Genomic DNA, 24,915 nt, shown 5'->3' with positions numbered 1-24,915 from the left:
GGTCGGTGGGGGGCATGCGGCGGCGCGGAGGGCCCCCTTCCGGTGGCCCCCACCGAGGCCCGCCGCAGGGGGAGTGCGCCGGCCGGGCGGGCTTTCCAGAATTCACTCCAACCCGCTGCCCGATTCACCGGCCCCCGGTGACCGACGGCGCAGCGGGCCGGTCCCCTCACTCAACCCATCCCCAGGAAGGAGCCCACCATGATCCGCAGCCACCTCGTGAGCCTTGTGTTCGCCGCCCTGTCCGTGCTGGCCGTGCCCGCCTTCGCCGCCATCGACGTCAACCGCGCCAGCCAGGCGGAACTGGAGACCGTCAAGGGCATCGGCCCGGGCCTGTCGGGCAAGATCCTGGCGGCGCGCGAGAAGGGCGCGTTCAAGGACTGGACCGACCTGCAGGAGCGTGTGGCCGGCATCGGCGCCGGCAACTCGGTGAAGTTCTCGCAGGCCGGGCTGACCGTGGCCGGCTCGGGCTTCCAGAAGGCGGCCGGCGACCAGGCCGAGCGCAAGCCGGCGTCCAAGGCCGAGCCCAAGGCCCGCGCCAGCCGCAGCGCCAAGGCGCAGCCGGAATGACGAAGCGGTGCGCGGCTTGCGCCGCGCACCGCCGGGCCGGTCCGCGTGCGGGCCTACTTCGACGCCGCGGCAGCGGCCGAGGCCGGCGTGGCCGGCGGCGGCACCGCGGCGTCGGGCTTGTCGGCACCGATGTGCTGCTCGATCGACGGCAGCGTGTGGGCAATGCCCTTGTGGCAGTCGATGCAGGTCTGGCCCTGGCTGAACGCCACCTGGTGCTTGGTGGCCGCGCGGCGGTTCTGCTCGCTGTAATCCATGTACGAGAAGTTGTGGCAGTTGCGGCACTCGTGGCTGTCGGTGCGCTTCATGCGGTCCCACTCGTGCTGGGCCAGTTCGGCGCGCTTCGCGTTGAACTTCTCCGGCGTGTCGATCGAGCCCAGGATCTTGTGCAGCACCTCGTTGCTCGCCTGGATCTTGCGGATCATCTTCGGGCCCCATTCCTTGGGCACGTGGCAGTCCGGGCAGGTGGCGCGCACGCCGGTGCGGTTCTGGTAGTGGATGGTGTTGCGGTACTCGGCGTAGACGTTGTCCTTCATCTCGTGGCACGAGATGCAGAACTCTTCGCGGTTGGTCCATTCCATCGCGGTGTTGAAGCCGCCCCAGAACAGGATGCCCAGCACGAAGGCCAGGCCGAAGCCGCCGGTGGCCAGCAGCCAGAAGCGGCGGATCAGGCCGGGCTTGGGCGTCGTCTTGTCGTTGTTGTCGGTGCTCACGGCGTCTCTCCGTCAGATGCGGGGTTACTGCAATCCCTTGGCGCGCTGGAAGGTGTTCTCGACCAGCGGCTTGGCATCGGTCTGCGGCACATGGCACTGGGTGCAGAAGTAGCGGCGCGGGCTGATGTTGTCGAGTTCGGTGCCTTCACGCGTCTTGAAGTGCGTGACGCTGACCTTGGTGGCGCCGCTGTTCTTGGTCTTCTGCCAGGCATGGCAGTCCATGCACTTGTTGAAGTTCTTGGTGATCTGGTAGCCCTGGGTGGTGTGTGGGATCAGCGGCGGCTGCTGCACGAAGTCACGGTCCATCGGCGCACGGTCGCGCTCCTGGTGGCCACCCACCGGCGGGTTGTCCTGGTTCACCGGCGTGCCGCCGCGCAGGCCCTGCAGCTTGACCGGGGCGTCGGCGGCGTGCACCGGGGCCATCTGGGCGCCGATGGCCAGCAGCGCGGTGGCGAGCAGCAGCTTGGCAACGGAAGAAGCGAAATGGGGGAGTCGCATGGTCAGTCCCTCTTCGTGTCGAATCGGTGGGTGAATCGGAAAACATCAGGGCCGCAGACGTCGATGCAGCGGCCGCAGTTGGTGCATTCGCGGTCGGTGATCACGGGGCCGTGGCCCTGTTTGCCTTTCAGGGGCAACACGATCACCTGGGGTTCGGGGCACACGGCATAGCAGTCGGCGCAGTCGTTGCAGCGGCTGCTGTGCGTGGCGGCCACGCGCAGCAGCGGCTTGCTGCCGATCAGCGCATACGCGGCGCCCACCGGGCAGACATGGCCGCACCAGCCGCGCGGCGCGACGAGCAGATCGAACAGGAACACGGCGGCCGTGGCACCCCAGGCCAGGCTGCCGCCGAAGATCAGCGCGCGCTGGGTCATGCTGACCGGGTTGACGCTCTCCCACACGGTCAGGCCGCTGGCGGCGCTGGCCAGCAGCACGGCGCCGGCCAGCCAGTAGCGCAGGCCGCCGCGCGGGGCGCGGCCACTGGTGATCTTGAGCCGCCGGCGCAGCCAGGCGGCGGTGTCGGTGACCACGTTGACCGGGCACACCCAGCTGCAGAACACGCGGCCGCCCACCAGCGCATAGAAGGCGATGACGATGGCAGCCCCGATGAGTGCGCTCACCTCGGGCGCATGGCGCGCGGCCAGCACCTGGGCCAGGGTGAACGGATCGGTCAGCGGCAGCACACCCAGCGTCAGGCTGCTGCTGAGGTTGCCCTTGACGATCCAGATGCCGGCCCAGGGGCCGAGCAGGAACAACGTGACGATGCCCAGCTGCGACAGCCGGCGCAGCAGCAGGAAGCGGTGGGCCCGCCACCAGCCCTTGGCCTGCACGGCCTCGCGGCCGGGCTGGGTGCTGGCGGCTGCGCGGCCGACGCCGAAGCTGCGGCTGATCACGGTGTTGTCGTTCACGGCCGTGGTCATGGCGCCACTCCGCTGGCCGCATGTGCCGCATTGGCCGCCGCCGCGGCCGCCGGGTCATAGGCCGCACCGCCGCCACGCAGCGGTGCCAGGTCGCCCGGCACCGGCTGGGCCGGCAGGTTCTGCACCGGCAGGTCGAACTGCGGCTTGCCTTGGCGGTTGCCGGCTTCCCACCCCTTGCGGTAGTGATGGCCCAGCTCGCCGCGGGCGATGGCCATCGGCAGCACCTTGATCGCCGCCTGCTCCAGCACGCAGCTCTTCTCGCACTTGCCGCAGCCGGTGCAGGCCTCGGCATGCACGGTGGGCAGCAGCATGGCGTGGCGGTCGCTGCGCGGGTTGCTGTGCTTTTCCAGCGTGATGGCCTGGTCGATCACCGGGCACACGCGGTAGCACACGTCGCAGCGCAGGCCCAGGAAGTTCAGGCAGTTCTCCTGGTCGATCAGCACGGCCACGCCCATCTTCGCCTGGGCGATGTCGGTGAGCCGGTGGTCCAGCGCGCCGGTGGGGCAGGCCTTGACGCAGGGGATGGCCTCGCACATCTCGCAGGGGATGTCGCGCGCCACGAAGTAGGGCGTGCCGATCGCGACGTCTCTGGCCACGCCGCTGCCACCGGTGCTGAGCTTGAGGTTCTGCGGCGGGCAGTCGCGCACGCACAGGCCGCAGCGCACGCAGGCGCCGAGGAAGTCCTCTTCCGCCAGCGCGCCCGGCGGCCGGATGGCCTGCGCCGGCCGGGCCAGTGCCGGCCGCCCGAGCAGCGCCGCACCGCCGGCGATCAAGCCTGCGGTGGTGGCACTGGCGGCGCCTTGCAGCACCTGACGTCTGTTCAAGCCCATGGCGAGAAGGTTTAGGCCCGGACCACCTTCACGGCGCACTTCTTGAAGTCGGTTTCCTTGCTGATCGGGCAGGTGGCGTCCAGCGTCAGCTTGTTGACCAGGCGGCCTTCGTCGAAGAAGGGCACGAACACCAGGCCGCGCGGCACCTTGTTGCGGCCCTTGGTCTCCACGGCCACCTCGATCTCGCCGCGGCGCGAGGCCACCTTGACCTTCATGCCGCGCTGCAGGCCGCGGGCCTGGGCGTCGTCGGGGTGCATGAACAGCACGGCCTCGGGCACCGCGCGGTGCAGCTCGGCCACGCGGCGGGTCATGGTTCCGGTGTGCCAGTGCTCCAGCACGCGGCCGGTGCACAGCCACAGGTCGTAGTCCTTGTCGGGGCTTTCGGCCGCGGGCTGGTAGGGCAGGGCGAAGATGTTGGCCTTGCCGTCCTTCTGGCCATAGAACTTCACGCCCTCGCCGGCCTTCACGTACGGGTCATAGCCTTCGCGGAAGCGCCACAGCGTCTCCTTGCCGTCCACCACCGGCCAGCGCAGGCCGCGCACCTCGTGGTAGGTGTCGAACGGCGCCAGGTCGTGGCCGTGGCCGCGGCCGAACTCGGCGTATTCCTCGAACAGGCCCTTCTGCACATAGAAGCCGTAGGCCTCGGACTCGGCGTTCTTGTAGCCGGGGATGTACTTGCCGTTGACCTTGCCCACGTCGGCCAGCGGGTACTTGTTGACCTTGCCGTTCTTGAACAGCACGTCGAACAGCGTCTTGCCCTTGACCTCGGGCTTCTTGGCGATCAACTCGGCCGGCCACACCTCCTCGATCTTGAAGCGCTTGCTGAACTCCATCATCTGCCACAGGTCGCTGCGGGCCTGGCCCGGGGCGTTGACCTGCTGGCGCCACACCTGGGTGCGGCGCTCGGCATTGCCGAAGGCGCCTTCCTTTTCCACCCACATGGCGGCGGGCAGGATCAGGTCGGCGGCCATCGCGCTGACGGTGGGGTAGGGATCGCTCACCACGACGAAGGCCGCGGGGTTGCGCCAGCCCGGGTACATCTCGCCGTTGATGTTGGGCCCGGCCTGCATGTTGTTGTTGGTGGTGACCCAGTAGCACTTGAGCTTGCCGTCCTTGAGCGCACGGCTCTGGGCCACGGCGTGCAGGCCGATCTTGTCGGGGATGGTGCCCTCGGGCAGGCCCCAGATCTCCTCGGTGTGCTTGCGGTGCTCGGGGTTGGTCACCACCATGTCGGCCGGCAGGCGGTGGGCAAAGGTGCCCACCTCGCGCGCGGTGCCGCAGGCGCTCGGCTGGCCGGTCAGGCTGAACGGGCTGTTGCCCGGCTGGCTGATCTTGCCGGTCAGCAGGTGGATGTTGTAGACCATGTTGTTGGCCCAGGTGCCACGCGTGTGCTGGTTGAAGCCCATGGTCCACAGGCTCATCACCTTCACCTTCGGGTCGGCGTACAGCTTGGCCAGGTCTTCCAGCTGCTTGACCGGCACGCCCGAGAGCTTGCTCACCTTCTCGGCGGTGTACTCGCTGACGAACTTGGCGTACTCCTCGAACGTGATCGGCGTCGAGTCGTTCGGGTTGCCCTTGGGCTTGCCGTCGGCGCCGGGGTAGCCGTTGCTCTTGGCGTCCTTCTCCAGCGCATGCACCGGGCGCAGGCCGTAGCCGATGTCGTCGGCGCCCTTCTTGAAGTTGACGTTCTTCTTCACGAACTCGGTGTTCACCTTCTTGTTCGTGATGATGTAGTGGGCGATGTAGTTCAGGATCGCCAGGTCGGTCTGCGGCGCGAAGACCATGGGCACGTCGGCCAGGTCGAAGCTGCGGTGCTCGTAGGTGGACAGCACGGCCACCTTGACATGCGGGTTGCTCAGCCGGCGGTCGGTGATGCGGCTCCACAGGATGGGGTGCATCTCGGCCATGTTGCTGCCCCACAGCACGAAGGCGTCGGCCTGCTCGATGTCGTCGTAGCAGCCCATCGGCTCGTCGATGCCGAAGGTGCGCATGAAGCCGGCCACGGCGCTGGCCATGCAGTGGCGCGCATTGGGGTCGAGGTTGTTGCTGCGGAAGCCCCCCTTCCACAGCTTGCTGGCCACATAGCCTTCCCACACCGTCCACTGGCCCGAGCCGAACATCGCGATGCCGGTGGGGCCGTCCTTGGCCAGGGTCTCCTTCCACTTGGCGGCCATGATGTCGAAGGCCTCGTCCCAGCTGACCGGCACGAAGTCGCCGTTCTTGTCGTACTTGCCGTCCTTCTTGCGCAGCAGCGGCGTGGTCAGCCGGTCCTTGCCGTACATGATCTTGGACAGGAAGTAGCCCTTGATGCAGTTCAGGCCGCGGTTGACCGGCGCCTCGGGGTCGCCTTGCGTGGCCACCACCTTGCCGTCCTGCACACCCACCATCACCGCACAGCCGGTGCCGCAGAAGCGGCAGGGCGCCTTGTCCCAGCGCACGGCGCCGTCGGCGGCGGAGGCCGCAGCAGCCGGTGCGGCCTTGGTGGCCCCTTCCACGACGATGGGAATGCCGGCCGCGGCAGCGGTGGCGGCCAGGGCCTGGGTCTTGATGAAGTCGCGGCGGTTGGCTTGCATGGTGTGGGCTCCTCGGCGGAGTCGATTCGTGTCAGGGTTGCTCGGGATGCTGCGTCGCAGCAGCGGCGCTGTCCTTGAACTGGTTCAAGGCGGGATCAACCGCGTCGGGGCAGTGGTCCGCGCCCGTCGGCCAGGCTGTTGCGCCAGTCGGTGTAGCCCGTGAGTTCCACCGCGGTGTGCGGCACATCGGGCCCGGAGTACTCGTAGACCAGCGAGGTGTTCAGCACCCGCGGCCACAGGGCGATCTCGGCCATCACCGCCGCGGCCGTGCGTGCGGGCGTGTCCTCGATCACCACCACCAGCCGGCCATCGGCCTCGCCGGCCGGGGCGGCGATGTCGGTGCCCGGCAGCGCGCGCAGCGCCTGCTCGGTGGCGGCCAGGTCTTCGGGGCGGGTGCGCACGATGACGCCGAGGATGCTCATGGCGAGGGGTGTGGGGATGGGGGGGGAGGGCTGGCCTGCGGCCGGGCCGACATGCGAGGTCGCATGGCGGCGTGGGGCGGCGCGTGGTGGCGGAGCCGCTGGGCGCGGCCGGGGCAGGCGGTGATGCCATGGCCGCTCCGTTACGGCGCATGGGTTGTCACCGGCAACAGGCACCGGGCCCGTCGACGGCTGGCGCGACTGTGCCCGCAGCGGCCGGCCCGCAACTTGATGCGCATCAATCCGGGCTCAAGGTGCGGGAGGCCGTGCGCTTTCTTGAACCGGTTCAAGGAAAGAACCCGAGTGGATCCCTAGGCTTCCGTCCGTCTCATTCACGAACGACGAGGAGGCCGGCCATGGGCGCAGGCGCGACACGAAGCGGAACGGGCGGGTTCACCAAACAGATGGCCCGCAACATCTTCTATGGCGGCACGGTGTTCTTCGTGCTGGTGTTCATCGCGCTGGTGACCGACAGCGCCGGCCACATCCCCAAGCGTTCGAACGCGGCCGCGCTGACGCCGGCCGTCGAGCGCGGCAAGACGATCTGGGAAACGCGCAACTGCATTGGCTGCCACACGCTGCTGGGCGAGGGGGCGTACTTCGCGCCGGAGCTGGGCAACGTGGTGCCGCGCCGCGGTGCCGAGTTCGTCAAGGCCTGGATGAAGGCCCAGCCCACCGGCGTGCCGGGGCGCCGCCAGATGCCGCAGTTCCACCTGAACGAGCAGCAGCTCGACGACCTGGTGCAGTTCCTGGACTGGAGCAGCAAGATCAATACGGAGAAGTGGCCTCCGAACATCGAAGGTTGATTGGAGTATCGAGATGCAACCCGCAACCATGAAATACAAGTCGCAGGGCGTCGCGAAGTACTACTTCGTGGCCGCGCTGGCGCTGTTCGTCGGGCAGATCGTGTTCGGCATCAGCCTGGGCCTGCAGTACGTGATCGGGGACTTCCTGTTCCCGTACATCCCCTTCAACCAGGCGCGGATGGTGCACACCAACCTGCTGATCGTGTGGCTGCTGTTTGGCTTCATGGGCAGCGCCTACTACCTGGTGCCGGAAGAGTCCGAGACCGAGCTGTGGAGCCCCAAGCTGGCACTGGCGCTGTTCTGGATCTTCCTGGTGGCCGGCGCGCTGACCATCGTGGGCTACCTGGCCGTGCCCTATGCCAAGCTGGCTGAGCTCACCGGCAACGAGCTGCTGCAGACCATGGGGCGCGAGTTCCTGGAGCAGCCGCTGCCCACCAAGGTGGGCATCGTCATCGTCGCCTTGGGCTTCCTGCTCAACATTGCGATGACCGTGCTGAAGGGCCGCAAGACCAGCATCACGCTGGTGCTGCTGATGGGCCTGACCGGCCTGGCGCTGCTGTTCCTGTTCTCGTTCTACAACCCGAAGAACCTGGTGCAGGACAAGATGGCCTGGTGGTGGGTGGTGCACCTGTGGGTGGAAGGCGTGTGGGAGCTGATCCTGGCCTCGCTGCTGGCCTTCGTGCTGATCAAGACCACCGGTGTCGACCGCGAGGTGATCGACAAGTGGATGTACCTGATCATCGCCATGGCGCTGATCACCGGCATCCTGGGCACCGGCCACCACTACTACTTCATCGGCCTGCCCGGCTACTGGCAGTGGATCGGCAGCGTGTTCTCGGCACTCGAGCCCATCCCCTTCTTCATGATGACGGTGTTCGCCTTCAACATGGTGCAGCGCCGCCGCCGTGAGCACCCCAACCAGGCCGCCGTGCTGTGGGCCGTGGGCACCTCGGTGCTGGGCTTCCTGGGCGCGGGCCTGTGGGGTTTCATCCACACGCTCAGCCCGGTCAACTACTACACCCACGGCACCCAGGTCACGGCCGCCCACGGCCACCTGGCCTTCTACGGCGCCTATGTGCTGGTGGTGATCACGATGATCAGCTACGCCATGCCCATCATGCGCGGCCGCGAGGCCAACCCCAAGCGCGCGCAGTCGGTCGAGATGTGGAGCTTCTGGATCATGACCCTCGGCATGGCCGTGATGGTGCTGGCCCTCACCGGCGCCGGCATCCTGCAGGTGTGGCTGCAGCGCCTGCCCACCAGCGGCGCGCTGGGTTTCATGGCCACGCAGGACCAACTGGCCTTCTTCTACTGGCTGCGCATCGCCGGCGGCCTGGGCTTCCTGGTCGGCCTGATCACCTACCTGGCCAGCTTCTTCGTCGGCGAGACCGCCGCTGAGCGCGCCGCCGTGGGTGCCGGCGCCGGCCCGCTGGCCAGCCCCGCCAGCCCGGTGCGTGGCGCCTGAGGCCAGGCCGCATCCGGAGCCGATGATGGACCTGTCAGACCTGCGCAGCGTGGCCGCCGAGGCGCCCTGGTACGCCCCCCAGGGTGACGAGTGCACGCTGTTCCAGCATGCGGCCGGCTGCGGCCTGCCGCTGCTGATCAAGGGCCCCACCGGCTGCGGCAAGACGCGCTTCGTCGAGCACATGGCGCACGTGCTGCAGCGGCCGCTGATCACCGTCAGCTGCCACGACGACCTGAGCGCGGCCGATTTGGTGGGCCGCCACCTGATCGCTGGTGGCGACACGGTGTGGAGCGACGGCCCGCTGACCCGCGCGGTGCGCCAGGGCGCCATCTGCTACCTCGACGAGGTGGTCGAGGCGCGCAAGGACACCACCGTGGTGCTGCACCCGCTGGCCGACGACCGCCGCGTGCTGCCGATCGAGCGCACCGGCGAGCTGATCCCGGCGGCACCGGGCTTCATGCTGGTGATCTCGTACAACCCCGGCTACCAGAACGTGCTCAAGGGCCTGAAGCCCAGCACGCGCCAGCGCTTCGTGGCGCTGGACTTCGGCTACCCGGCGCCCGAGGTCGAGCGCGCCATCGTCGCCACCGAGGGCGGCGTGGATGCGGCCACCGCACAGCGCCTGGTGGCGCTGGCGCAGGCGCTGCGGCGCCTGACCGAACATGATCTGGAGGAAACCGCCAGCACGCGTTTGCTGGTGATGGCCGCGCGCCTGCATGCCAGCGGCCTGCCGCTGCGCAGCGCGGTGCGGGCGGCCATCGTTCAGGCGCTGTCGGACGAGCCCGACACCGTGGCAGCGCTGGAAGAAGTGGTTCTTGCGGTGTTGGGATGACTTGTTCATCCGGTTCATCGACCGGTTTTGCGGCGGCGGCGTCTGGGGTCATGCACATGGCTGACACGGTCTCCTCCTCCCCCCGTGCGCGTCTTCAGCGTCGCCGCCGCGCCTTTCAATTCGGCTTCTTCGTGCTGTTCCTCGTGGCGCCGGCTTTGGACCTGCTGCGCTTCGACCTGCACGAGGCGCAGCTGTGGTTCCTGGGCCAGCGCTGGAGTCTGGGCATCACCGCCTTCCAGCAGGGCCAGGCCACCGCCACCCAGACCGCGCTGGCCATCCTGCTGCGCGGCTTCGTGCCGGCCATCGTGCTGGTCGTCGGCTTCCTGGCCGTGGCCTGGCGCTACGGCCGGCTGTACTGCGGCTGGCTGTGCCCGCACTTCTCGATGGTGGAGGCGCTCAACGGCCTGCTGCACCGCGCCACGGCCAAGTTCAGCCTGTGGGACAAGCGGCCCACGCTGCGCCCCGGCCAGCAGCCGCAGCCGCGCTGGTGGCCGGTGTTCGGCCTGGCCTGTGCGCTGATGGGCTTCACCTGGGCCATCACGCTGTTGACCTACCTGCTGCCGCCGGCCGAGATCTGGGGCGGCCTGCTGCACGGCACGCTGACGCCCAACCAGGCACGCTTCCTGGCCATCGCCAGCGGGGTGTTCACGCTGGAATTCGCGTTCGCGCGCCACCTGTTCTGCCGCTTCGGCTGCGCCGTGGGCCTGTTCCAGAGCCTGGCCTGGATGGCCAACCCCAAGGGCATGGTGGTGGCCTTCCGGCGCGAGGCGGCACGCGATTGCCGTTCGTGCTCGCCGCCCACCGGATCGGCCTGCGACACCGCCTGCCCGATGCGCCTGCACCCGCGCGACATCAAGCGCATGATGTTCTCGTGCGTGCAGTGCGGCCGCTGCCTGTCGGCCTGCGAGACCAGCCAGGGCGCGCAGCAGCGCGCGCCGCTGTTGCAGTGGGCGGTGGGCGTCGATGCCGTGCGCGAGACGCTGCGGCAAAAGAAGTCTGAGCAGGCCGAGCGCGAAGCCCTGGCGCAACGCGCAAGGAAGGACTGACATGGAAGAGTGGGTCGGCGCCCTGTGGCACCGCGCGATCACCCGCGCGGCCGATCGCGGCCATGCCGAGGCCGCTGTCACGCTGGCCGAGGTGCAGCCGCTGCTGGGCGTGCTGTTCCGTGCTGCTGGCGGCGATGCCGCCATGCGCCTGGCGCCGGCCGGCCTGACGCGCGTGGCCGCGGCGGCCGGTGCGCGCAGCTGGCTGCAGCGCATCGCCGGCAGCGGCACGCGCGCTGCGCTGCCCTGGTGGGCGCCCGAGGTGCTGGCGTTGCCGCCCGAACTGGCGGTGTTCAGTGACCGCGGCCTGAACCGCGACCTGTACGTGTGGCTGGCCGCGCAGGCGGCGTGCTATGCCCCCAGCGGCCACTGGATCGCCGACAACCGCGCCGCCACCGCGGCGGCGCTGCAGGTGTTTCCAGGCCTGGCCGAGCGCCACCAGCGCCTGCTGGCCGCGCACCTCGCCCAGCGTCCGCCACCCGCCAGCTCGGTGGCCGAGGCCGCGGTGCAGGCCGCGCTGCGCGGCCAGGCGGTGGATGCGCCCGAGGTGCATGCCGCCGACGTGGCGCCGGTGTGGCTGTGGTTCGATGGCCAGGCCACACCCGAAGCCTTGGCCGCGGCCAACGCTGCCGACGGTGACGCAGCCCCGCGCGCCGACACGCTGCAAGACGCCACCCGCCGCCGCGCCCGCCAGGCGCCGCAGGCGCAGGACCGGGCGCCCTTCATGCTGCCCTTCCGCGCCGAGGCGCTGTTCGGCTGGTCGGAGCTGGTCAAGGTCAACCGCGCCACCGACGACGACGAGAACCCCGATGCGCTGACCGCCGCCGCCGACCTCGATCACCTGAGCCTGGCACGCGACGGCCAGACCAGCGCCTCGCGCGTCAAGTTCGACCTGGACCTGCCCAGCGCCGCCGCCGACGACCTGCCGCTGGGCGAGGGCCAGCCACTGCCCGAGTGGGATTTCAAGCGCGGTGTGCTCCGCCCCGCGCATTGCACCGCCCAGATGCTGATTGCCCGCCCTGGCGAGCCCTTCGTGCCCACGCCGGCCCTGCGTGCCACGGCACAACGCGTGCGCCGGCGCATCGAGGGCCTGCGTGCCGCGCCGCAGTGGGTGCGCGGCCAGGCCGAGGGCGAGGCCATCGACCTCGATGCCTGGGTGCGCCATGCCGGCAGCGGCAGTGCGGCGCAGCGCGAGGCCGCGCCGCCGGTGTATGCCCAGCGCCAGCGCCATGCGCGCAGCCTGGCCACGCTGCTGCTGGCCGACCTGAGCCTGTCCACCGATGCCTATGTGCCCGGCGTGGATGCCCAGGGCCGCGCGCAGCGCGTGGTCGACGTGGTGCGCGACGCGCTGTACGTCTTCGGCGAGGCGCTGTCGGCCACCGGCGATGCCTTCGAGATGCTGGGCTTCAGCTCGGTGCGGCGGCAGCACGTGCGCATCCAGCACCTCAAGGGCTTCGACGAGGCCTGGGGGGCGGCGGCGCGCGACCGCGTGGGCGCCATCCAGCCCGGCTACTACACGCGCATGGGCGCGGCCATCCGCCTGGCCACGCAGCGCCTGCAGGCGCGGCCCGAGCGCCAGCGCCTGCTGCTGCTGCTGACCGACGGCAAGCCCAACGACCTGGACGTGTACGAAGGCCGCTACGGTCTGGAGGACACCCGCCACGCCGTGCAGGCCGCGCAGGCCGCCGGGCTCACGCCCTTTGCCGTGACCATCGACGCCGAGGCGCACGACTACCTGCCGCGCCTGTTCGGCCAGCGCGGCTGGGCCCTGGTGCGGCGGCCGGCCGATCTGGTGGGGCGGTTGGCGCAGTTGCATGCGCAGCTGGTGCGCTGAGACTCTTCTCGCGCATCCGGGCAGTCCCTGAGGCCGTTGGCCCGCCGGGGCACGGCTTGTCCCCCACAATCGGCGCATCCATCTCCAGGGGAAGACTGCGCGACGATGCCTGCGGACCCGTCCTTGCCGCCTGCCCCCGCCTCCGTGGCGGCGCCGGCCGACAGCCTGGCCTTGCGCACGCTGATCACGCGCACCATCTGGCTGGTGTTGCTGCCCCTGGTCCTGCTGGCCGGTTGGCTGGCCGCCGACCGTGTGCGCGAGGTGTGGCGCCGTCAGGCCCAGGACGCCCAGGGCCTGGCCCAGGCCATCGCCGCCGGCATGGACACGGCCATGACGGCCCGCATGGACACGCTGAAGGCCCTGGCCGCCTCGCCGCTGCTGGACGAGCCGGGCGATCTGCGCGCCTTCCACCGCAATGCCCAGGGCTTCGTGCAGGCGCATGGCAGCCAGCTGCTGCTGGTGGCGCCCGATGGCGCGATGCAGCTCAACACCCGGCTGCCCTATGGCGCGCCGCTGCCGCCGCTGCTGCGCCCCCAGGGCCGCGCGGCCCTGCCCGAGGCGCTGCGCACCGGTGAGCCGGCCGTGGGCGACGTGGTGGCGGCGCCGGCTGCCGGCGTGCGCCTGTTCGCCATCGCCGTGCCGGTGCTGCGCGACGGCCAGGCCGTGCGGGTCCTCATCACCACGGTGGACGTGGCCCAGATCCAGCGCCGGCTGGACCTGCGCAGCCTGCCGGCGGGCTGGGGCGTCACCGTGGTGGACAGCGTGGGCACGGTGGTCGCGCAGCGCGCGCCGGCTTCGGCGCCGGCCGAGGCCATGCGCGAGGCCGACCTGTACACCGCCACGCTGCAGCGCGTGCCGTGGCGCGTGTCGGTCACCATCCCGCCCGAGGTGTCGCGCTTGCCGCTCCTCGCGGCCAGCCTGACGCTGGGCGGGCTGCTGGGCGTGGCCACCGCGGCCGGCCTGCTGGGCGGGCGCCTGGCCAGTCGCCGGCTGACCCAGGACCTGGCCGCATTGAGCGCCGAATCGCACGCCCCCCCACCGGACGGCGCGCGCAGCCCAATCCGTGAGGTGGCCCAGGTGCAGCAGCGCCTGGACGAGGCCACGCAGGCACGCGAGCGCGATGCCGCCACGCTGCGTGACAGCGAGCAGCGCTTTCGGCGGCTGTTCGACAACTCGCCGATGCCGCAGGCCCTGGTCTCCAGCCAGGGCCGCGTGCTGGCGGTCAACGGCCGCTTCACCGAGATCTTCGGCTACACCCGCGAGGACTGCCCCACCATCGACGACTGGGCGCGCCAGGCCTACCCCGATCCGGCGCTGCGCCAGTCGATGGCCCGCCGCCGGGCCCGCGCGGTGGACGAGGCGGCCACGCATGGTCGCGTCGGCGGGGTGTCGGAGTTTCCGGTGCGCTGCAAGGACGGCAGCGTGCGCATCGCTGTCAGCGAGATCGTCGCCGTCGGCGACGACCGCCTGCTGACGCTGCGGGACGTGAGCCAGCGCGTGCAGGCCGAGCGCGCGCTGCGCAAACTGTCGCTGGCCGTGGAGCAGAGCCCGGAGAGCATCGTCATCACCGACCTGGAGGCGCGGGTCGAGTATGTCAACGAGGCCTTCGTGCGCACCACCGGCTACGGGCGCGACGAGGTGCAGGGCCGCAACCTGCGCATGCTGCAGTCGGGCCAGACGCCGCCCGACACCTATGCCCGCATGTGGCAGGCGCTGACCGCCGGCCGGCCCTGGCAGGGTGAATGGGTGAACCGCCGCAAGGACGGCAGCAGCTACGTGGAATACGCCATCGTCTCGCCGATGCGCGACCAGGACGGCGTGACGGTCAACTACGTGGCGGTGCAGGAGGACATCACCGAGAAGAAGCGCATCGCGCACGAGCTCGACCAGCATCGCCACCACCTCGAGGCCCTGGTGGCCCGCCGCACGCACGAGCTGGAAGCCGCGCGCGAGGCCGCGGTGTCGGCCAGCCGTGCCAAGAGCGCCTTCCTGGCCAACATGAGTCACGAGATCCGCACGCCGATGAACGCCATCATCGGCCTCACGCACCTGATGCGCCGCGACGCCCGCGACACCCTGCAGCGCGAGCGCCTGGCCAAGGTCGGTGTGGCGGCGCGCCACCTGCTGCAGCTGATCAACGACGTGCTCGACCTATCCAAGATCGAGGCCGGCAAGATGACGCTGGAGGACACCGAGTTCACGCTCGACGAACTGCTGGCCGGCGTGTTCGAGATGGTGGGCGAAACAGCGCGCGGTAAGGGGCTGGAGCTGGTGCTCGACACCGACCACCTGCCGTCGCGCATGCGCGGCGACCCGGTGCGCCTGTCGCAGGCGCTGATCAACCTGCTGAGCAATGCGGTGAAGTTCACCGCCCAGGGCTGGGTGCGCCTGCGCGGCGAGCTGCTGTCCCAGCGCGGGGATCGCCTGCAGGTGCGCTTCGAGGTGCAGGACACCGGCGAAGGCATCGCGCCCGAGCGCCAGGCGGCGCTGTTCAGCGCCTTCGAGCAGGCCGACAACTCGATCACGCGCCGCCACGGCGGCTCGGGCCTGGGCCTGGCGCTCACCCGCCACCTGGCCGGCATGATGGGCGGCGAGGTGGGGCTGCACAGCGTGCCGGGCGAGGGCAGCCGCTTCTGGTTCACCGCCACGCTGGGCCGCGCGGCCGAGGCCGGCGACCGGGCCGGGCCGCTGTCGCTGCAGGGCCTGCGCGCGCTGCTGGTCGACGACCTGCCCGAGGCCCGGCAGGCCATCGCCGACCAACTGCAGATGCTGGGCCTGGTGGTGCACACCGAGACCGGCGGCGAGCCGGCGCTGCGGCGCCTGGAAGCCGAGATGACCGCGGCTCGCCCGTTCGACGTGCTGCTGCTGGACTGGCGCATGGCGCCGCTGGACGGCATTGCCACGCTGCAGCAGGCCCGCGCGATGCTGGGCGACGGCCTGCCGCCGGCCATCCTGGTGACCGCCTTCGACGATGCCGACATGTGGGCGCAGGCGCGGGCCGCCTCGTTCGATGCCATCCTGGTCAAGCCGATCACGCCGTCGACGCTGAACGATGCGCTGGCGCGCGTGCTGCGGCGCAGCGGCGCTGCCTGGCCGCTGCCGGTGGACGCGGCGGGCGACGAGGGCGAGGCCCTGCTGCGCGAACGCCATGCCGGCCAGCGCGTGCTGCTGGTCGAGGACAACCCGATCAACCAGGAGGTGGCCGAGGAACTGCTGCACGGCACCGGCCTGGTGGTGGAAACGGCCGACGACGGCAGCGTGGCGGTGGCCATGGCGCGCAGCCGGTCCTATGACCTGGTGCTGATGGACGTGCAGATGCCCGGCATGGACGGCCTGGCCGCCACCCGCGCGATCCGCGAGCAGGTGGGCAGCGCGCTGCCCATCGTGGCCATGACCGCCAATGCCTTCGGCGAGGACCGGCGCCTGTGCCTGGAGGCCGGTATGAACGACCATGTGGCCAAGCCGGTGGACCCGCAGCGCCTGTACGCCACGCTGCTGCGCTGGCTGCCGCTGCGCACGGCCGACACGCCCGCCGCCGCCGCGCCGGTCGAGCGTCAGGGCGGGCGTCCAGACGAGCGCCCGGCCCGGCCGGCCCCGGCCAGCGCTTCGCTGGCCGAGCGGCTGCTGGTCGTCGAGGGTTTCGACCTGGCGCTGGCGCTGCACCATGTGGGCGGCTCGATGGCGGTGCTGGGCCGCGTGCTGCGGCGCTTCGTCGACAGCTACCGCGATGGCACCCCGGCCCTGCGGGGCGAACTGGGTGCCGCCAACCTGAACACCTGGCGCGCGGCCTGCCACTCGGTGTGCGGCGCCTGCGGTGCCGTGGGCGCACGGGTGCTGGCCGAGCAGCTGATGGCGCTGCAGGCGCTGGCCGAAGCGGGGCCGGCGACGCCGGGGCCTGACACGCTGGCCGAACTGCAGTCGGGCGGGCAGCAGGTGGACCTGGACCTGCGTGCGCTGGTGCAGCGCCTGGCCATCGAACTGAACATCGGCCTCGACGCTTGATCGGCGTCAAGCCGCGGCCTGCGGTGGGTGCCCAGAATCCGCGGCTGCCCACTGTGGAAGGATTGTTGTGGAAACGCGCCCGTTCGACGTGCCGCGCTACCTGTCGGTGCTGCCCCTGTTCAACGACATGAACCGGCCCGAGCTGGAGCGCCTGGCCCAGGGCTGCACGCTGCGCCGCCTGGTGCGCGGCGACATGGTGTTCCGCGTGGGCGACCCCTGCGAGGCCTTCCACGTCACGGTGGTGGGCCAGGTCAAGCTGTTCGCCATCTCGCCGGCGGGGCAGGAAAAGGTCATCGAGCTGATCGGCCCCGGCCACAGCTTCGCCGAGGCGCTGATGTTCACCGACCGGCCCTGCATCGTGAATGCCCAGGCGCTGACCGACACGCTGCTGCTCACCGTGGCCAAGCAGGCCGTGCTGGGCGAGATCGACCGCGACCCGCGCTTCGCGTTGCGCATGCTGGCCGGCCTGTCACGCCGGCTGCACGGCCTGGTCAACGATGTGCAGGCCTATGCGCTGCACAACGGCATGCAGCGCGTCATCGGCTACCTGCTGCGCGACCACATCGCCGACGGCGTGGTCGACGACGACGAGGCGGGCGAGCTGGCGGCCGAGCCGCCGCCCTTGCCCTGTGGGTCGGTCACCGTGTCGCTGCCGGCCAGCAAGGCCACCATCGCCTCGCGCCTGTCGCTCACGCCCGAGTACTTCTCGCGCGTGCTGCACGAACTGGAGGCCGAGGGCCTGATCGAGATCGACAAGCGCGACATCCGCATCCCCGACCCGACGGCCCTGGCGCGCTTCCAGCCCGCCTGAACCCGTGCCCGGTCAGCACATGGTGCTGTTGGACGCGGCGATCTGCCGCAGCGCCTGCTCGAACACCTCGGGCGGCTGACCGCCCGACACCAGGTACTGGCCCTCGATCACCACTGCCGGCACCGAGCTGATGCCCGACTCCTGCCAGCGCCGCTCGGCCTGGCGCACGGCCTCGGCGTGCTCGCCCGAGGCCAGCACGCGGGCGGCTTCGGCGGTGTCCAGGCCGGCCTCGCCCGCCAGCGCCACCAGCGTGGCCGTGTCGGACGGGTTGCGGCCCTCGCCGTGGTAAGCCCTCAGCAGCGCCATCTTCAGCGCGGTCTGCTCGCGCTCGCCCTGCAGGCCGGCCCAGTGCAGCAGGCGGTGGGCGTCGAAGGTGTTGTAGATGTGCGTGCGCTTGCCCTGGCCGAAGCTGAAGCCCACCGCCGCGCCGCGCTGTCGGATGGCCTCGCTGTTGGCCGCGATCTGCTCGGCGCCGATGCCGTACTTGCGCGACAGGTGGGCCACGATCTCCTCGCCCTCGGCCGGCATCTGCGGGTTCAGCTCGAAGGGCTGGAACGTGATGTTGGCGTGCACTTCGGGTGCCAGCCTCGCCAGCGCCTGCTGCAGCGAGGCCAGGCCCACCGCGCACCACGGGCACACCACGTCGGAGACGAAATCGATCTGCAGGGTGGTCAAGGCATGCGCTCCGTGATCTGGAATGTGGGCCCAGTGTAGAAGCCGGCCGGGCCGGCTGCCAGCGCGGGGGCATCCGTACCACCCACATCCGCGCGCGCCGGACGACAGGCGACAATGGTGTGATGAATGCACCCGCACCGTTCGACGACGCGCGCGCCCGCGCGCTGCTGCGCAGCCTGTTCGATGCCGCCGTGGCCCGCGCCCAGCCGGCGCAGGTGATCGGCCAATGCCTGCCGCCCCCGCCCGACGCGGCGTGCGGCCGCACGCTGGTCATCGGCGCCGGCAAGGCCGGTGGCGCGATGGCCGCCGCGGTGGATGCGCTGTGGCCGGCCGATGCGCCGCTGTCGGGCCTGGTGATCACGCGTTACGGGCACACGCCGCCGGCGTATGCCGCGCAGCCCGGTCGCATCGAGGTGGTGGAAGCCTCGCACCCGGTGCCCGATGCCGCCGGCCTGGCCGCCACCGCGCGCCTGATGGCGCTGACCCAGGGCCTCACCGAGCACGACCTGGTGCTGTGCCTGATCTCCGGCGGCGGCTCGGCGCTGCTGACCCAGCCGGCGCCGGGCGTCACGCTGGCCGACAAGCAGGCGCTGAACAAGGCGCTGCTGAAGAGCGGCGCGGCCATCGACGAGATGAACACCGTGCGCAAGCACCTCAGCGCCGTGAAGGGTGGCCGCCTGGCGGCGCTGTGCGCGCCGGCGCGCGTGGTCACGCTGCTGATCAGCGATGTGCCGGGCGACGATCCGCAGGTCATTGCCAGCGGCCCCACGGTGCCCGATGCCAGCACCTGCGCCGACGCGCTGGCCATCCTCGACCGCTACGGCATCGCGGTGCCGCCGGCTGCACGCGCGGGGCTGGAGAGCGGCGCGTTCGAGTCGCCCAAGCCGGGTGACGCCTGCTTTGCCGGCAACGAGGTGCACATGATCGCCACACCGCGCCAGAGCCTGCAGGCGGCGGCCGAGGCCGCGCGCGCGGCCGGCCTGGCGGCCCATGTGCTGGGCGACGACCTGGAAGGCGAGAGTCGCACCGTGGGCCAGGTGCACGCGGCGCTGGCGCGCAGCGTGGCGCGCCACGGCGAGCCCTTCACGCGGCCCTGCGTGATCCTGTCGGGCGGCGAGACCACCGTGACGGTGCGGCATGCCTCACCGGGCCGCGGCGGCCGGGCCGGCGAATTCATGCTGGGCGCGGCCATCGCGCTGCAGGGCCAGCCCGGCGTGTGGGCGCTGGCGGCCGACACCGACGGCATCGACGGGGTGGAAGACAACGCCGGCGCGCTGATCACGCCCGACACGCTGGGGCGGGCAGCGGCGCTGGGCTTGAAGCCCGGCGAGTTCCTGGACCGGCACGATGCCTACGGCTTCTTCAGCGCGGTGGGCGATCTGGTGATCACCGGGCCGACGTTCACCAACGTCAACGATTTCAGGGCGATGTTGGTGGTGTGATGTTGGCGCGGGGCGCGCGGGTTCAGAGGCGCTCCGCCCAATAGCCGGGCTTGCGCCGCTGGTGGGCCACAGCCACCACTCGAAGCTGCGCTTCTACCGGGTGGTAGATCACACTGTATGGAAACCTGCGCAACGGAAATCGCCTGGTCTCGCCACGCCATGGGGTGCCGAGGCCCGGGTGTCCGGCGATGAGCGCAACTGCGCGGTCAAACTCGGCAATGAAGTCTTCCGCCAACTGTCGCGAGGCGTTCTGGGCGTAGTAGGTGGCCGCGACGATCAACTCTTGGTCGGCCGCCGGATGCAGCCAGACGTTCATCGAATGGCCGCGCGAGCCCGGGCGAGGGAGTCGGCGAGCGGGACGGCCTGAACGGCGCCCGCGTCCCATTCCTGGATGCGGCGGTCCACTTCCGCCGCCCAAGCCTCCTCCACCGCAGCGTCAGCGCCGAGGCTGGACAGCAGTTTGTCGGCCAAGCGGGCGCGCTCTTCCGGTGACAGGCGAAGGGCCTGCGCTTCGAGTTCCGAGACGTTCGGTGGCATGTTCAGGCTCCGGGCTTGAATTGCTGAAAATCATAGGCTGCGACTTGCTGGCGCGGCAAGTCGACGGGCATTGGCGGGCCATGCAGCGAGTCACGCGCCCTGCGTGTTCACCGCCAGCATGTACACCGAATGGCTGGCCGCCATGAACAGCCGGTTGCGGCGGTCGCCACCAAAGCACAGGTTGGCGCAGCGCTCCGGCAGATGGATGTGGCCGATGGGCCGGCCGTCCAGCCCGTAGCAGCGCACGCCGTCCAGGTCCTCGCTGGGCGCGCCCGCGCGGCCGTCCGATCCCAGCCCGGCCCAGATGCGGCCGTCGGCGTCCACCGCGATCCCGTCAAAGGCTTCGGCGCCATCGGCCTGGATGTGCAGGCGCTGGTTCGTCAGGGCGCCGCCGTTGCCAACGTCCCATGCCCAGATCTTGCGCGTGGGTGTGGCCCGGCTTTCCACCACGTAGAGCACGCGCTCGTCGGGGCTGAAGGCCAGGCCGTTGGGGCCGGCCAGGTCGGTGAGCATGCAGTCCACGCGGCCGGTGACGGCATCGATGCGGTACACGCCCTGGTGCGGCGCGGGCGTGCCGGGCTCGCCCTCCCACCAGCCGTGGATGCCGAACTCGGGATCGGTGAACCACACCGTGCCGTCGCGCTGGCAGACGATGTCGTTGGGTGAGTTCAAGCGCGCGCCTCCGGCCGTGCCGTCGATGCGCTCGGCCAGCACCGTGATGCGGCCATCGTGCTCGGTTCGCGTGACGCGGCGCGTGAGGTGCTCGCAGGCGAGCAGCCGGCCCTGGGCATCGCGCGCCAGGCCGTTGGCGTGGTTCGATGGCATGCGGAAGGGCGTGACCGCGCCGGTGGCCGCATCCCAGCGCAGGATGCGGTTGTTGGGGATGTCGCTCCACAGCAGGCAGCGGTGGTCGCCAAACCACTGCGGCCCCTCGGCCCAGCGGCAGCCGCTGGCGATCTGCTCGACGCTGCTGCTGTAGACGCGCAGCGCGGCAAAGCTGGGGTGCAGGATCTCGACGGTCGGATCGGGATAGCGGGTGCTGGGCGAGAACGGGACGGCCGGGCCTTCGGTCAACGAGACGGTCATGCCTGGCCCCGCAAATACGCCGGCAGATGCTCCGGCAGGTCGTCGTACGGCCCCAGGCCAACGAAGCGCCCACCCTGGTAGGCGATGGCGGGATCGCTGGCGTCCAGCCACACCGGCTGCGCCGCCTCCACCTGGGCGCGGAAGCGCTCGCTGCTGTCTTGCGGCTGGTAGCCGATGTGGGCGGCGTGGCGGTTGTCCCACCAGCGCTGGCCGTTGTCGCTCATGCCGAAGACGATGGTGTGGCCGGCCACCGGCGTGCGCAGGCTGGCGATCACCAGGCGTTCCATGTCGTCGATGCTCAGCCAGGTGGCCAGCATGCGGCGGTCCACCGGCGCGGGTGTGACGCTGCCGATGCGCAGGCACACGGTCTGGATGCCGTGGCGGTGCCAGTACATGCGCGACAGGTTCTCGCCAAAGGCCTTGCTGACGCCGTACAGGCCGTCGGGCCGCGGCGGGGCCAGCGTGTCGATGGTCTCGTCCTGGCGGTAGAAGCCGGTGACATGGTTGCTGCTGGCAAAGACGATGCGCTTCGTGCCCTGGCGCCGCGCCGCCTCGTACAGATGGAACAGGCCCACGATGTTGGCCTGCAGGATGGGCTCCCACGGCGCCTCCACCGACACGCCGCCCAGGTGCACCACGGCGTCCACGCCCGCCAGCAGGTCGTGCATGGCGGCGGCGTCTTCCAGCCGGGCGGGCATGAATTCCTCGCCGGCGCGGGCCGGGCCCAGCGCGGCCAGGTCCCGATCGGACAGGCGCAGCGTCTGGCAGTGCGCGCCCAGGCGCTCGCGCAGCTGGCGGCCGATGCCGCCCGCCGCGCCGGTGAGCAGCAGGCGGCCGAAGGGTGGGGCGGCGGGCGCCGTGGCGCCGACGGTGGCGGATGCGGTGGGGGTCGCGGTCGGGGGCTGGGTCATGGTCGGGTGTCTCCGGACGGGCCGGGCGTCGGGTCCGGCCCGCATCGTGTGGCGGTGCGTGACCGCAGCATATCGCTGTGCGATGTCTGATGTCTGAACAACCGTCGGCATCGCCGACAATGGTGGCCCAGCCGTCCTCGAGAGCCCACCCCGTCATGAACCGCCCCCTCGGTGCCAACCGCCCCCGCAACCTGGCCCAGCACCTGGTGGAACAGCTCGGCCAGCGCATCCGCGACGGCCAGTGGGCGGCCGGCGAGCGGCTGCCCACCGAGTCGGCGCTGGTCACCGAGTTCGGTGTCAGCCGCACGGTGGTGCGCGAGGCCATCAGCAAGCTGCAGGCGGCTGGCCTGGTGATCACGCGCCACGGCGTGGGCACCTTCGTGGCCGAGGCCGGCGAGGGCTGGGAGTTCCAGGTGCAGCCGCACGAGCGCGGCACGCTGCAGGACGTGATCGCGGTGCTGGAGTTGCGCATCGGCGTCGAGAGCGAGGCCGCGGCGCTGGCCGCGCTGCGCCGCACGCCCGAGCAGCTGGCCGCCATGCGCGCCGCGCTCGACGCCTTCGGCCAGGCGGTGGCCGAGGGGCGCGACGCCGTGGCCTCGGACTTCCTGTTCCACAGCGAGATCGCCCGCGCCGCGCACAACCGCCATTTCGAGGCGCTGATGGACTCCTTCGGCACCCAGGTGATCCCCCGCGCGCGGCTGGTGCCGCACCTCACCGACAGCGCCCACCAGGCCTACCTGCGCCGCGTGAACACCGAGCACGAGAGCATCCTCGACGCCATCGCCGCGCAAGACCCCGAGAGCGCACGTGCCGCCATGCGCACGCACCTGGTCAACAGCCGCGAGCGGCGCCGGCGTGCCGCGGAAGACGGTGCGACCGCGGCGGCCACCCCCTCGACCACCGCCAACGCTGCGCGCTGAACGGCATCGAGGGTTAACCCTCGATCATTCGTGCGTGGATAGTTGTACGATGTCTAACAACAAGAGATTCACCTCTCCATTCCCCTCACGGAGCCACCGATGACCCCCCAAGAGCTCAAGACCGCCATGTCCAGCGGCCTGCTGTCCTTTCCGCTGACCGACTTCAACGCCGACCTCAGCTTCGACCCCAAGGGCTATGCCGAGCGCCTGGAATGGCTCAAGCCCTATGGCGCCAGCGTGCTGTTCGCGGCCGGTGGCACGGGCGAGTTCTTCTCGCTGGAGCCGGTGGAGTTCGGTGAGGTGGTGAAGGTGGCCGTGGACACCTGCCGCGGCCACACGCCCATCATTGCCGGCGCCGGTGGTGCCACCAAGATGGCCATCCAGTACGCGCAGGAGGCTGAAGCCCGTGGCGCCCAGGGCATCCTGCTGCTGCCGCACTACCTGACCGAAGCCTCGCAAGAGGGTCTGCTGGCCCACGTGGACGCCATCTGCAAGAGCGTGAAGATCGGCGTGGTGCTCTACAACCGCGGCGGCGCACGCTATGCGCCCAGCACCGTGGCGAAGCTGGTGGAGCGCAACCCCAACCTGATCGGCTACAAGGACGGCGTGGGCGACATCGAGCACTTCGTGCAGATGCGCCGCACGCTGGGTGACAGCGTCACCTACCTGGGCGGCCTGCCCACCGCCGAGTTCTACGCCGCGCCGTACTACGCCATGGGCTGCCATGTGTACTCGTCGGCCGTCTTCAACTTCATCCCGAAGACCGCGATGGCGTTCTACAACGCGCTGGACCAGGGCGACCACGCCACCTGCAACCAGCTGCTGGACGACTTCTTCATGCCCTACATCGCGCTGCGCAACAAGGGCCAGGGCTATGCGGTCAGCATCGTCAAGGCCGGTGCGGCCATCGTCGGCCACTCGGCCGGCCCGGTGCGTCCGCCGCTGTCGGACCTGAAGCCCGCCGAGGTGGAAGAGCTGCGCGCGCTGATCGCCAAGCTGGGCCCGCAATAAGCCTCTCCCGCGCCGTCCGTTCCCGGAGACACGACATGACCTTCCGTCGCCGCCTGCTGGGCGCGGGCGCGGTGCTGGCCGCTGCCCTGGCCGGCAGCTTCGCCGCGTCCGCCCCCGCCTTCGCCTATCCCGACAAGCCCGTGACCCTGGTGGTGCCGTTCCCGCCGGGCGGCTCCACCGATGCCATCGCCCGCGCGCTCGGCCCCAAGCTGCAGGAGAAGCTGGGCGGCACCTTCATCGTCGACAACAAGGCCGGCGCCACCGGCACCATCGGTGCCGGTCAGGTCAAGCGCGCCGCGCCCGACGGCACCACGCTGCTGGTGTCGTCGCTGGGTCCGCTGGTGATCGCGCCGCACCTGCTCAAGGGCGTGCCGTACGACGCCACCAAGGACTTCGACCTGATCACCGTGGCGGTGCAGGCGCCCAATGTGCTGGTGGTGCCGGGCAGCTCGCGCTTCAAGAGCGTGGCCGATGTGTTGGCCGAGCTGAAGAAGAACGGCAGCAAGATGAGTTTCGCCTCGTCGGGCAATGGCTCGTCCGACCACCTGACGGCCGAGCTGTTCTGGCTGCAGACCGGCACCGAGGCCATCCACGTGCCCTACAAGGGCGGCGCACCCGCCATCACCGATTTGCTGGGCGGCAGCGTCGATGCCTCGTTCCAGAACATCAACGCGGTGCTGCAGCACATCCACGCGGGCAAGCTGCGCGCGCTGGCCATCACCGGTGCCAGCCGTTCCAGCCTGTTGCCCAACGTGCCCACGCTCACCGAGAGCGGCGTGAAGGGCGTGGACGTCTACTCCTGGCAGGCCGTGGCCGCGCCCAAGGGCTTGGCCGCAGACGTCAAGGCCAAGCTGTACGGCGCCCTGGTGGCGGCGCTGAACGACCCCGTGCTGAAGACCAAGCTGGTGGAGCAGGGCTTCGAGATCGTGGCCAACACGCCCGAGCAGTTCACCAAGTTCCAGGCCGCTGAATACGCGCGTTGGAAGACCGTGATCGAGACCCGCAAGATCACCGCAGATTGAG

Annotated in this window: 23 protein-coding genes; 12 read left to right on the top strand and 11 right to left on the bottom strand. The window is 70.6% G+C overall.

Features of this window, described 5'->3' with window-relative positions; translation table 11 throughout:
• The first annotated feature begins 198 nt into the window (after positions 1 to 198).
• Complete coding sequence (locus AACH10_RS03345; protein WP_341408936.1) at positions 199 to 567, top strand: ComEA family DNA-binding protein; 369 nt, start codon at positions 199 to 201, stop codon at positions 565 to 567.
• 53 nt (positions 568 to 620) lie between these two features.
• Here AACH10_RS03345 and AACH10_RS03340 read toward each other — a convergent pair whose 3' ends face one another.
• The 6 genes from AACH10_RS03340 to AACH10_RS03315 form a co-directional block, all read right to left on the bottom strand.
• Positions 621 to 1,277, bottom strand: coding sequence for a NapC/NirT family cytochrome c (locus AACH10_RS03340; RefSeq protein WP_423228549.1), 657 nt, complete (start codon positions 1,275 to 1,277; stop codon positions 621 to 623).
• Positions 1,278 to 1,301: 24 nt separating this feature from the next.
• A complete protein-coding gene (locus AACH10_RS03335) occupies positions 1,302 to 1,775 on the bottom strand; it encodes a nitrate reductase cytochrome c-type subunit (protein ID WP_341408935.1) in 474 nt (157 codons plus the stop codon).
• Positions 1,776 to 1,777: 2 nt separating this feature from the next.
• Positions 1,778 to 2,695 carry a quinol dehydrogenase ferredoxin subunit NapH gene (gene napH, locus AACH10_RS03330; RefSeq protein ID WP_341408934.1) on the bottom strand — a complete coding sequence of 306 codons (918 nt, stop codon included), beginning with the start codon at positions 2,693 to 2,695 and terminating at the stop codon, positions 1,778 to 1,780.
• A complete protein-coding gene (gene napG / locus AACH10_RS03325) occupies positions 2,692 to 3,525 on the bottom strand; it encodes a ferredoxin-type protein NapG (protein ID WP_341408933.1) in 834 nt (277 codons plus the stop codon). Before napG ends, napH begins: the two co-directional genes overlap by 4 nt.
• A gap of 11 nt (positions 3,526 to 3,536) precedes the next feature.
• Complete coding sequence (napA, locus tag AACH10_RS03320) at positions 3,537 to 6,098, bottom strand: nitrate reductase catalytic subunit NapA (protein ID WP_341408932.1); 2,562 nt, start codon at positions 6,096 to 6,098, stop codon at positions 3,537 to 3,539.
• A gap of 95 nt (positions 6,099 to 6,193) precedes the next feature.
• Positions 6,194 to 6,520 (bottom strand): chaperone NapD, encoded by a 327-nt coding sequence (locus AACH10_RS03315; RefSeq protein ID WP_341408931.1) that lies wholly within the window; start codon positions 6,518 to 6,520, stop codon positions 6,194 to 6,196.
• 401 nt (positions 6,521 to 6,921) lie between these two features.
• On the opposite strand from AACH10_RS03315, the gene AACH10_RS03310 reads away from it, so the two are divergent.
• The 7 genes from AACH10_RS03310 (at position 6,922) to AACH10_RS03280 (ending at position 17,310) form a co-directional block, all read left to right on the top strand.
• Complete coding sequence (locus AACH10_RS03310; protein ID WP_341408930.1) at positions 6,922 to 7,323, top strand: c-type cytochrome; 402 nt, start codon at positions 6,922 to 6,924, stop codon at positions 7,321 to 7,323.
• 13 nt (positions 7,324 to 7,336) lie between these two features.
• Positions 7,337 to 8,788 (top strand): cbb3-type cytochrome c oxidase subunit I, encoded by a 1,452-nt coding sequence (locus tag AACH10_RS03305; RefSeq protein WP_341408929.1) that lies wholly within the window; start codon positions 7,337 to 7,339, stop codon positions 8,786 to 8,788.
• Between the two features lie 25 nt (positions 8,789 to 8,813).
• The gene (locus tag AACH10_RS03300) at positions 8,814 to 9,620 is read left to right on the top strand and encodes a CbbQ/NirQ/NorQ/GpvN family protein (protein WP_341408928.1); all 807 of its coding nucleotides are present in this window, start codon (positions 8,814 to 8,816) and stop codon (positions 9,618 to 9,620) included.
• Positions 9,621 to 9,670: 50 nt separating this feature from the next.
• Positions 9,671 to 10,666 (top strand): 4Fe-4S binding protein, encoded by a 996-nt coding sequence (locus AACH10_RS03295; protein WP_341408927.1) that lies wholly within the window; start codon positions 9,671 to 9,673, stop codon positions 10,664 to 10,666.
• Between the two features lies 1 nt (position 10,667).
• A complete protein-coding gene (locus tag AACH10_RS03290) occupies positions 10,668 to 12,497 on the top strand; it encodes a nitric oxide reductase activation protein NorD (RefSeq protein WP_341408926.1) in 1,830 nt (609 codons plus the stop codon).
• 123 nt (positions 12,498 to 12,620) lie between these two features.
• On the top strand, positions 12,621 to 16,499 hold the full coding sequence (locus AACH10_RS03285; RefSeq protein WP_341408925.1) for a response regulator: 3,879 nt from the start codon (positions 12,621 to 12,623) through the stop codon (positions 16,497 to 16,499).
• Between the two features lie 67 nt (positions 16,500 to 16,566).
• A complete protein-coding gene (locus tag AACH10_RS03280) occupies positions 16,567 to 17,310 on the top strand; it encodes a Crp/Fnr family transcriptional regulator (protein ID WP_341408924.1) in 744 nt (247 codons plus the stop codon).
• A 12-nt stretch (positions 17,311 to 17,322) separates the two neighbouring features.
• On the opposite strand, the gene AACH10_RS03275 is transcribed toward AACH10_RS03280, so the two are convergent.
• A complete protein-coding gene (locus AACH10_RS03275) occupies positions 17,323 to 17,985 on the bottom strand; it encodes a DsbA family oxidoreductase (protein WP_341408923.1) in 663 nt (220 codons plus the stop codon).
• A gap of 122 nt (positions 17,986 to 18,107) precedes the next feature.
• Here AACH10_RS03275 and AACH10_RS03270 point away from each other — a divergent pair, with 122 nt between their 5' ends.
• Positions 18,108 to 19,427, top strand: coding sequence for a glycerate kinase type-2 family protein (locus AACH10_RS03270; protein WP_341408922.1), 1,320 nt, complete (start codon positions 18,108 to 18,110; stop codon positions 19,425 to 19,427).
• 22 nt (positions 19,428 to 19,449) lie between these two features.
• Here AACH10_RS03270 and AACH10_RS03265 read toward each other — a convergent pair whose 3' ends face one another.
• The 4 genes from AACH10_RS03265 to AACH10_RS03250 all read right to left on the bottom strand — a co-directional run bounded on the left by AACH10_RS03265 (position 19,450) and on the right by AACH10_RS03250 (position 21,961).
• Positions 19,450 to 19,743: a type II toxin-antitoxin system RelE/ParE family toxin gene (locus tag AACH10_RS03265; RefSeq protein ID WP_341408921.1), complete on the bottom strand. Its 294-nt coding sequence runs from the start codon at positions 19,741 to 19,743 to the stop codon at positions 19,450 to 19,452.
• A complete protein-coding gene (locus tag AACH10_RS03260; protein WP_341408920.1) occupies positions 19,740 to 19,964 on the bottom strand; it encodes an addiction module protein in 225 nt (74 codons plus the stop codon). The genes AACH10_RS03265 and AACH10_RS03260 overlap by 4 nt, the downstream gene beginning before the upstream one ends.
• 90 nt (positions 19,965 to 20,054) lie before the next feature.
• Entirely contained in the window at positions 20,055 to 21,050 is a 996-nt protein-coding gene (locus tag AACH10_RS03255) for an SMP-30/gluconolactonase/LRE family protein (RefSeq protein WP_341408919.1), read from the bottom strand.
• Positions 21,047 to 21,961, bottom strand: coding sequence for an NAD-dependent epimerase/dehydratase family protein (locus AACH10_RS03250; protein WP_341408918.1), 915 nt, complete (start codon positions 21,959 to 21,961; stop codon positions 21,047 to 21,049). The genes AACH10_RS03255 and AACH10_RS03250 overlap by 4 nt, the downstream gene beginning before the upstream one ends.
• A 155-nt stretch (positions 21,962 to 22,116) precedes the next feature.
• Here AACH10_RS03250 and AACH10_RS03245 point away from each other — a divergent pair, with 155 nt between their 5' ends.
• The 3 genes from AACH10_RS03245 to AACH10_RS03235 all read left to right on the top strand — a co-directional run bounded on the left by AACH10_RS03245 (position 22,117) and on the right by AACH10_RS03235 (position 24,914).
• Positions 22,117 to 22,881, top strand: coding sequence for a FadR/GntR family transcriptional regulator (locus AACH10_RS03245; protein WP_341408917.1), 765 nt, complete (start codon positions 22,117 to 22,119; stop codon positions 22,879 to 22,881).
• Between the two features lie 99 nt (positions 22,882 to 22,980).
• Positions 22,981 to 23,892, top strand: a complete 912-nt coding sequence (gene kdgD, locus AACH10_RS03240; protein WP_341408916.1) for a 5-dehydro-4-deoxyglucarate dehydratase — start codon at positions 22,981 to 22,983, stop codon at positions 23,890 to 23,892.
• 35 nt (positions 23,893 to 23,927) lie between these two features.
• Positions 23,928 to 24,914: a Bug family tripartite tricarboxylate transporter substrate binding protein gene (locus tag AACH10_RS03235; RefSeq protein WP_341408915.1), complete on the top strand. Its 987-nt coding sequence runs from the start codon at positions 23,928 to 23,930 to the stop codon at positions 24,912 to 24,914.
• The last annotated feature ends 1 nt before the right edge of the window (position 24,915 follow it).

The sequence above is a fragment of the Pseudaquabacterium inlustre genome, assembly GCF_038066595.1.
GTDB lineage: Bacteria > Pseudomonadota > Gammaproteobacteria > Burkholderiales > Burkholderiaceae_C > Pseudaquabacterium > Pseudaquabacterium inlustre.
This window is presented reverse-complemented; position numbering and strand designations above follow the sequence as displayed.

What these genes read in the sequence shown, in the direction of transcription:
- AACH10_RS03345 (WP_341408936.1), top strand. Translation starts at nt 199, where the DNA reads ATGATCCGCAGCCACCTCGTGAGCCTTGTGTTCGCCGCCCTGTCCGTG.
- AACH10_RS03310 (WP_341408930.1), top strand. Translation starts at nt 6,922, where the DNA reads ATGGCCCGCAACATCTTCTATGGCGGCACGGTGTTCTTCGTGCTGGTG.
- AACH10_RS03305 (WP_341408929.1), top strand. Translation starts at nt 7,337, where the DNA reads ATGCAACCCGCAACCATGAAATACAAGTCGCAGGGCGTCGCGAAGTAC.
- kdgD (WP_341408916.1), top strand. Translation starts at nt 22,981, where the DNA reads ATGACCCCCCAAGAGCTCAAGACCGCCATGTCCAGCGGCCTGCTGTCC.
- AACH10_RS03270 (WP_341408922.1), top strand. Translation starts at nt 18,108, where the DNA reads ATGAATGCACCCGCACCGTTCGACGACGCGCGCGCCCGCGCGCTGCTG.
- napG (WP_341408933.1), bottom strand. Translation starts at nt 3,525, where the DNA reads ATGGGCTTGAACAGACGTCAGGTGCTGCAAGGCGCCGCCAGTGCCACC.
- AACH10_RS03235 (WP_341408915.1), top strand. Translation starts at nt 23,928, where the DNA reads ATGACCTTCCGTCGCCGCCTGCTGGGCGCGGGCGCGGTGCTGGCCGCT.
- AACH10_RS03295 (WP_341408927.1), top strand. Translation starts at nt 9,671, where the DNA reads ATGCACATGGCTGACACGGTCTCCTCCTCCCCCCGTGCGCGTCTTCAG.
- AACH10_RS03260 (WP_341408920.1), bottom strand. Translation starts at nt 19,964, where the DNA reads ATGCCACCGAACGTCTCGGAACTCGAAGCGCAGGCCCTTCGCCTGTCA.
- AACH10_RS03300 (WP_341408928.1), top strand. Translation starts at nt 8,814, where the DNA reads ATGGACCTGTCAGACCTGCGCAGCGTGGCCGCCGAGGCGCCCTGGTAC.
- napA (WP_341408932.1), bottom strand. Translation starts at nt 6,098, where the DNA reads ATGCAAGCCAACCGCCGCGACTTCATCAAGACCCAGGCCCTGGCCGCC.
- AACH10_RS03250 (WP_341408918.1), bottom strand. Translation starts at nt 21,961, where the DNA reads ATGACCCAGCCCCCGACCGCGACCCCCACCGCATCCGCCACCGTCGGC.
- AACH10_RS03315 (WP_341408931.1), bottom strand. Translation starts at nt 6,520, where the DNA reads ATGAGCATCCTCGGCGTCATCGTGCGCACCCGCCCCGAAGACCTGGCC.
- AACH10_RS03245 (WP_341408917.1), top strand. Translation starts at nt 22,117, where the DNA reads ATGAACCGCCCCCTCGGTGCCAACCGCCCCCGCAACCTGGCCCAGCAC.
- AACH10_RS03265 (WP_341408921.1), bottom strand. Translation starts at nt 19,743, where the DNA reads ATGAACGTCTGGCTGCATCCGGCGGCCGACCAAGAGTTGATCGTCGCG.
- AACH10_RS03255 (WP_341408919.1), bottom strand. Translation starts at nt 21,050, where the DNA reads ATGACCGTCTCGTTGACCGAAGGCCCGGCCGTCCCGTTCTCGCCCAGC.
- AACH10_RS03335 (WP_341408935.1), bottom strand. Translation starts at nt 1,775, where the DNA reads ATGCGACTCCCCCATTTCGCTTCTTCCGTTGCCAAGCTGCTGCTCGCC.
- napH (WP_341408934.1), bottom strand. Translation starts at nt 2,695, where the DNA reads ATGACCACGGCCGTGAACGACAACACCGTGATCAGCCGCAGCTTCGGC.
- AACH10_RS03290 (WP_341408926.1), top strand. Translation starts at nt 10,668, where the DNA reads ATGGAAGAGTGGGTCGGCGCCCTGTGGCACCGCGCGATCACCCGCGCG.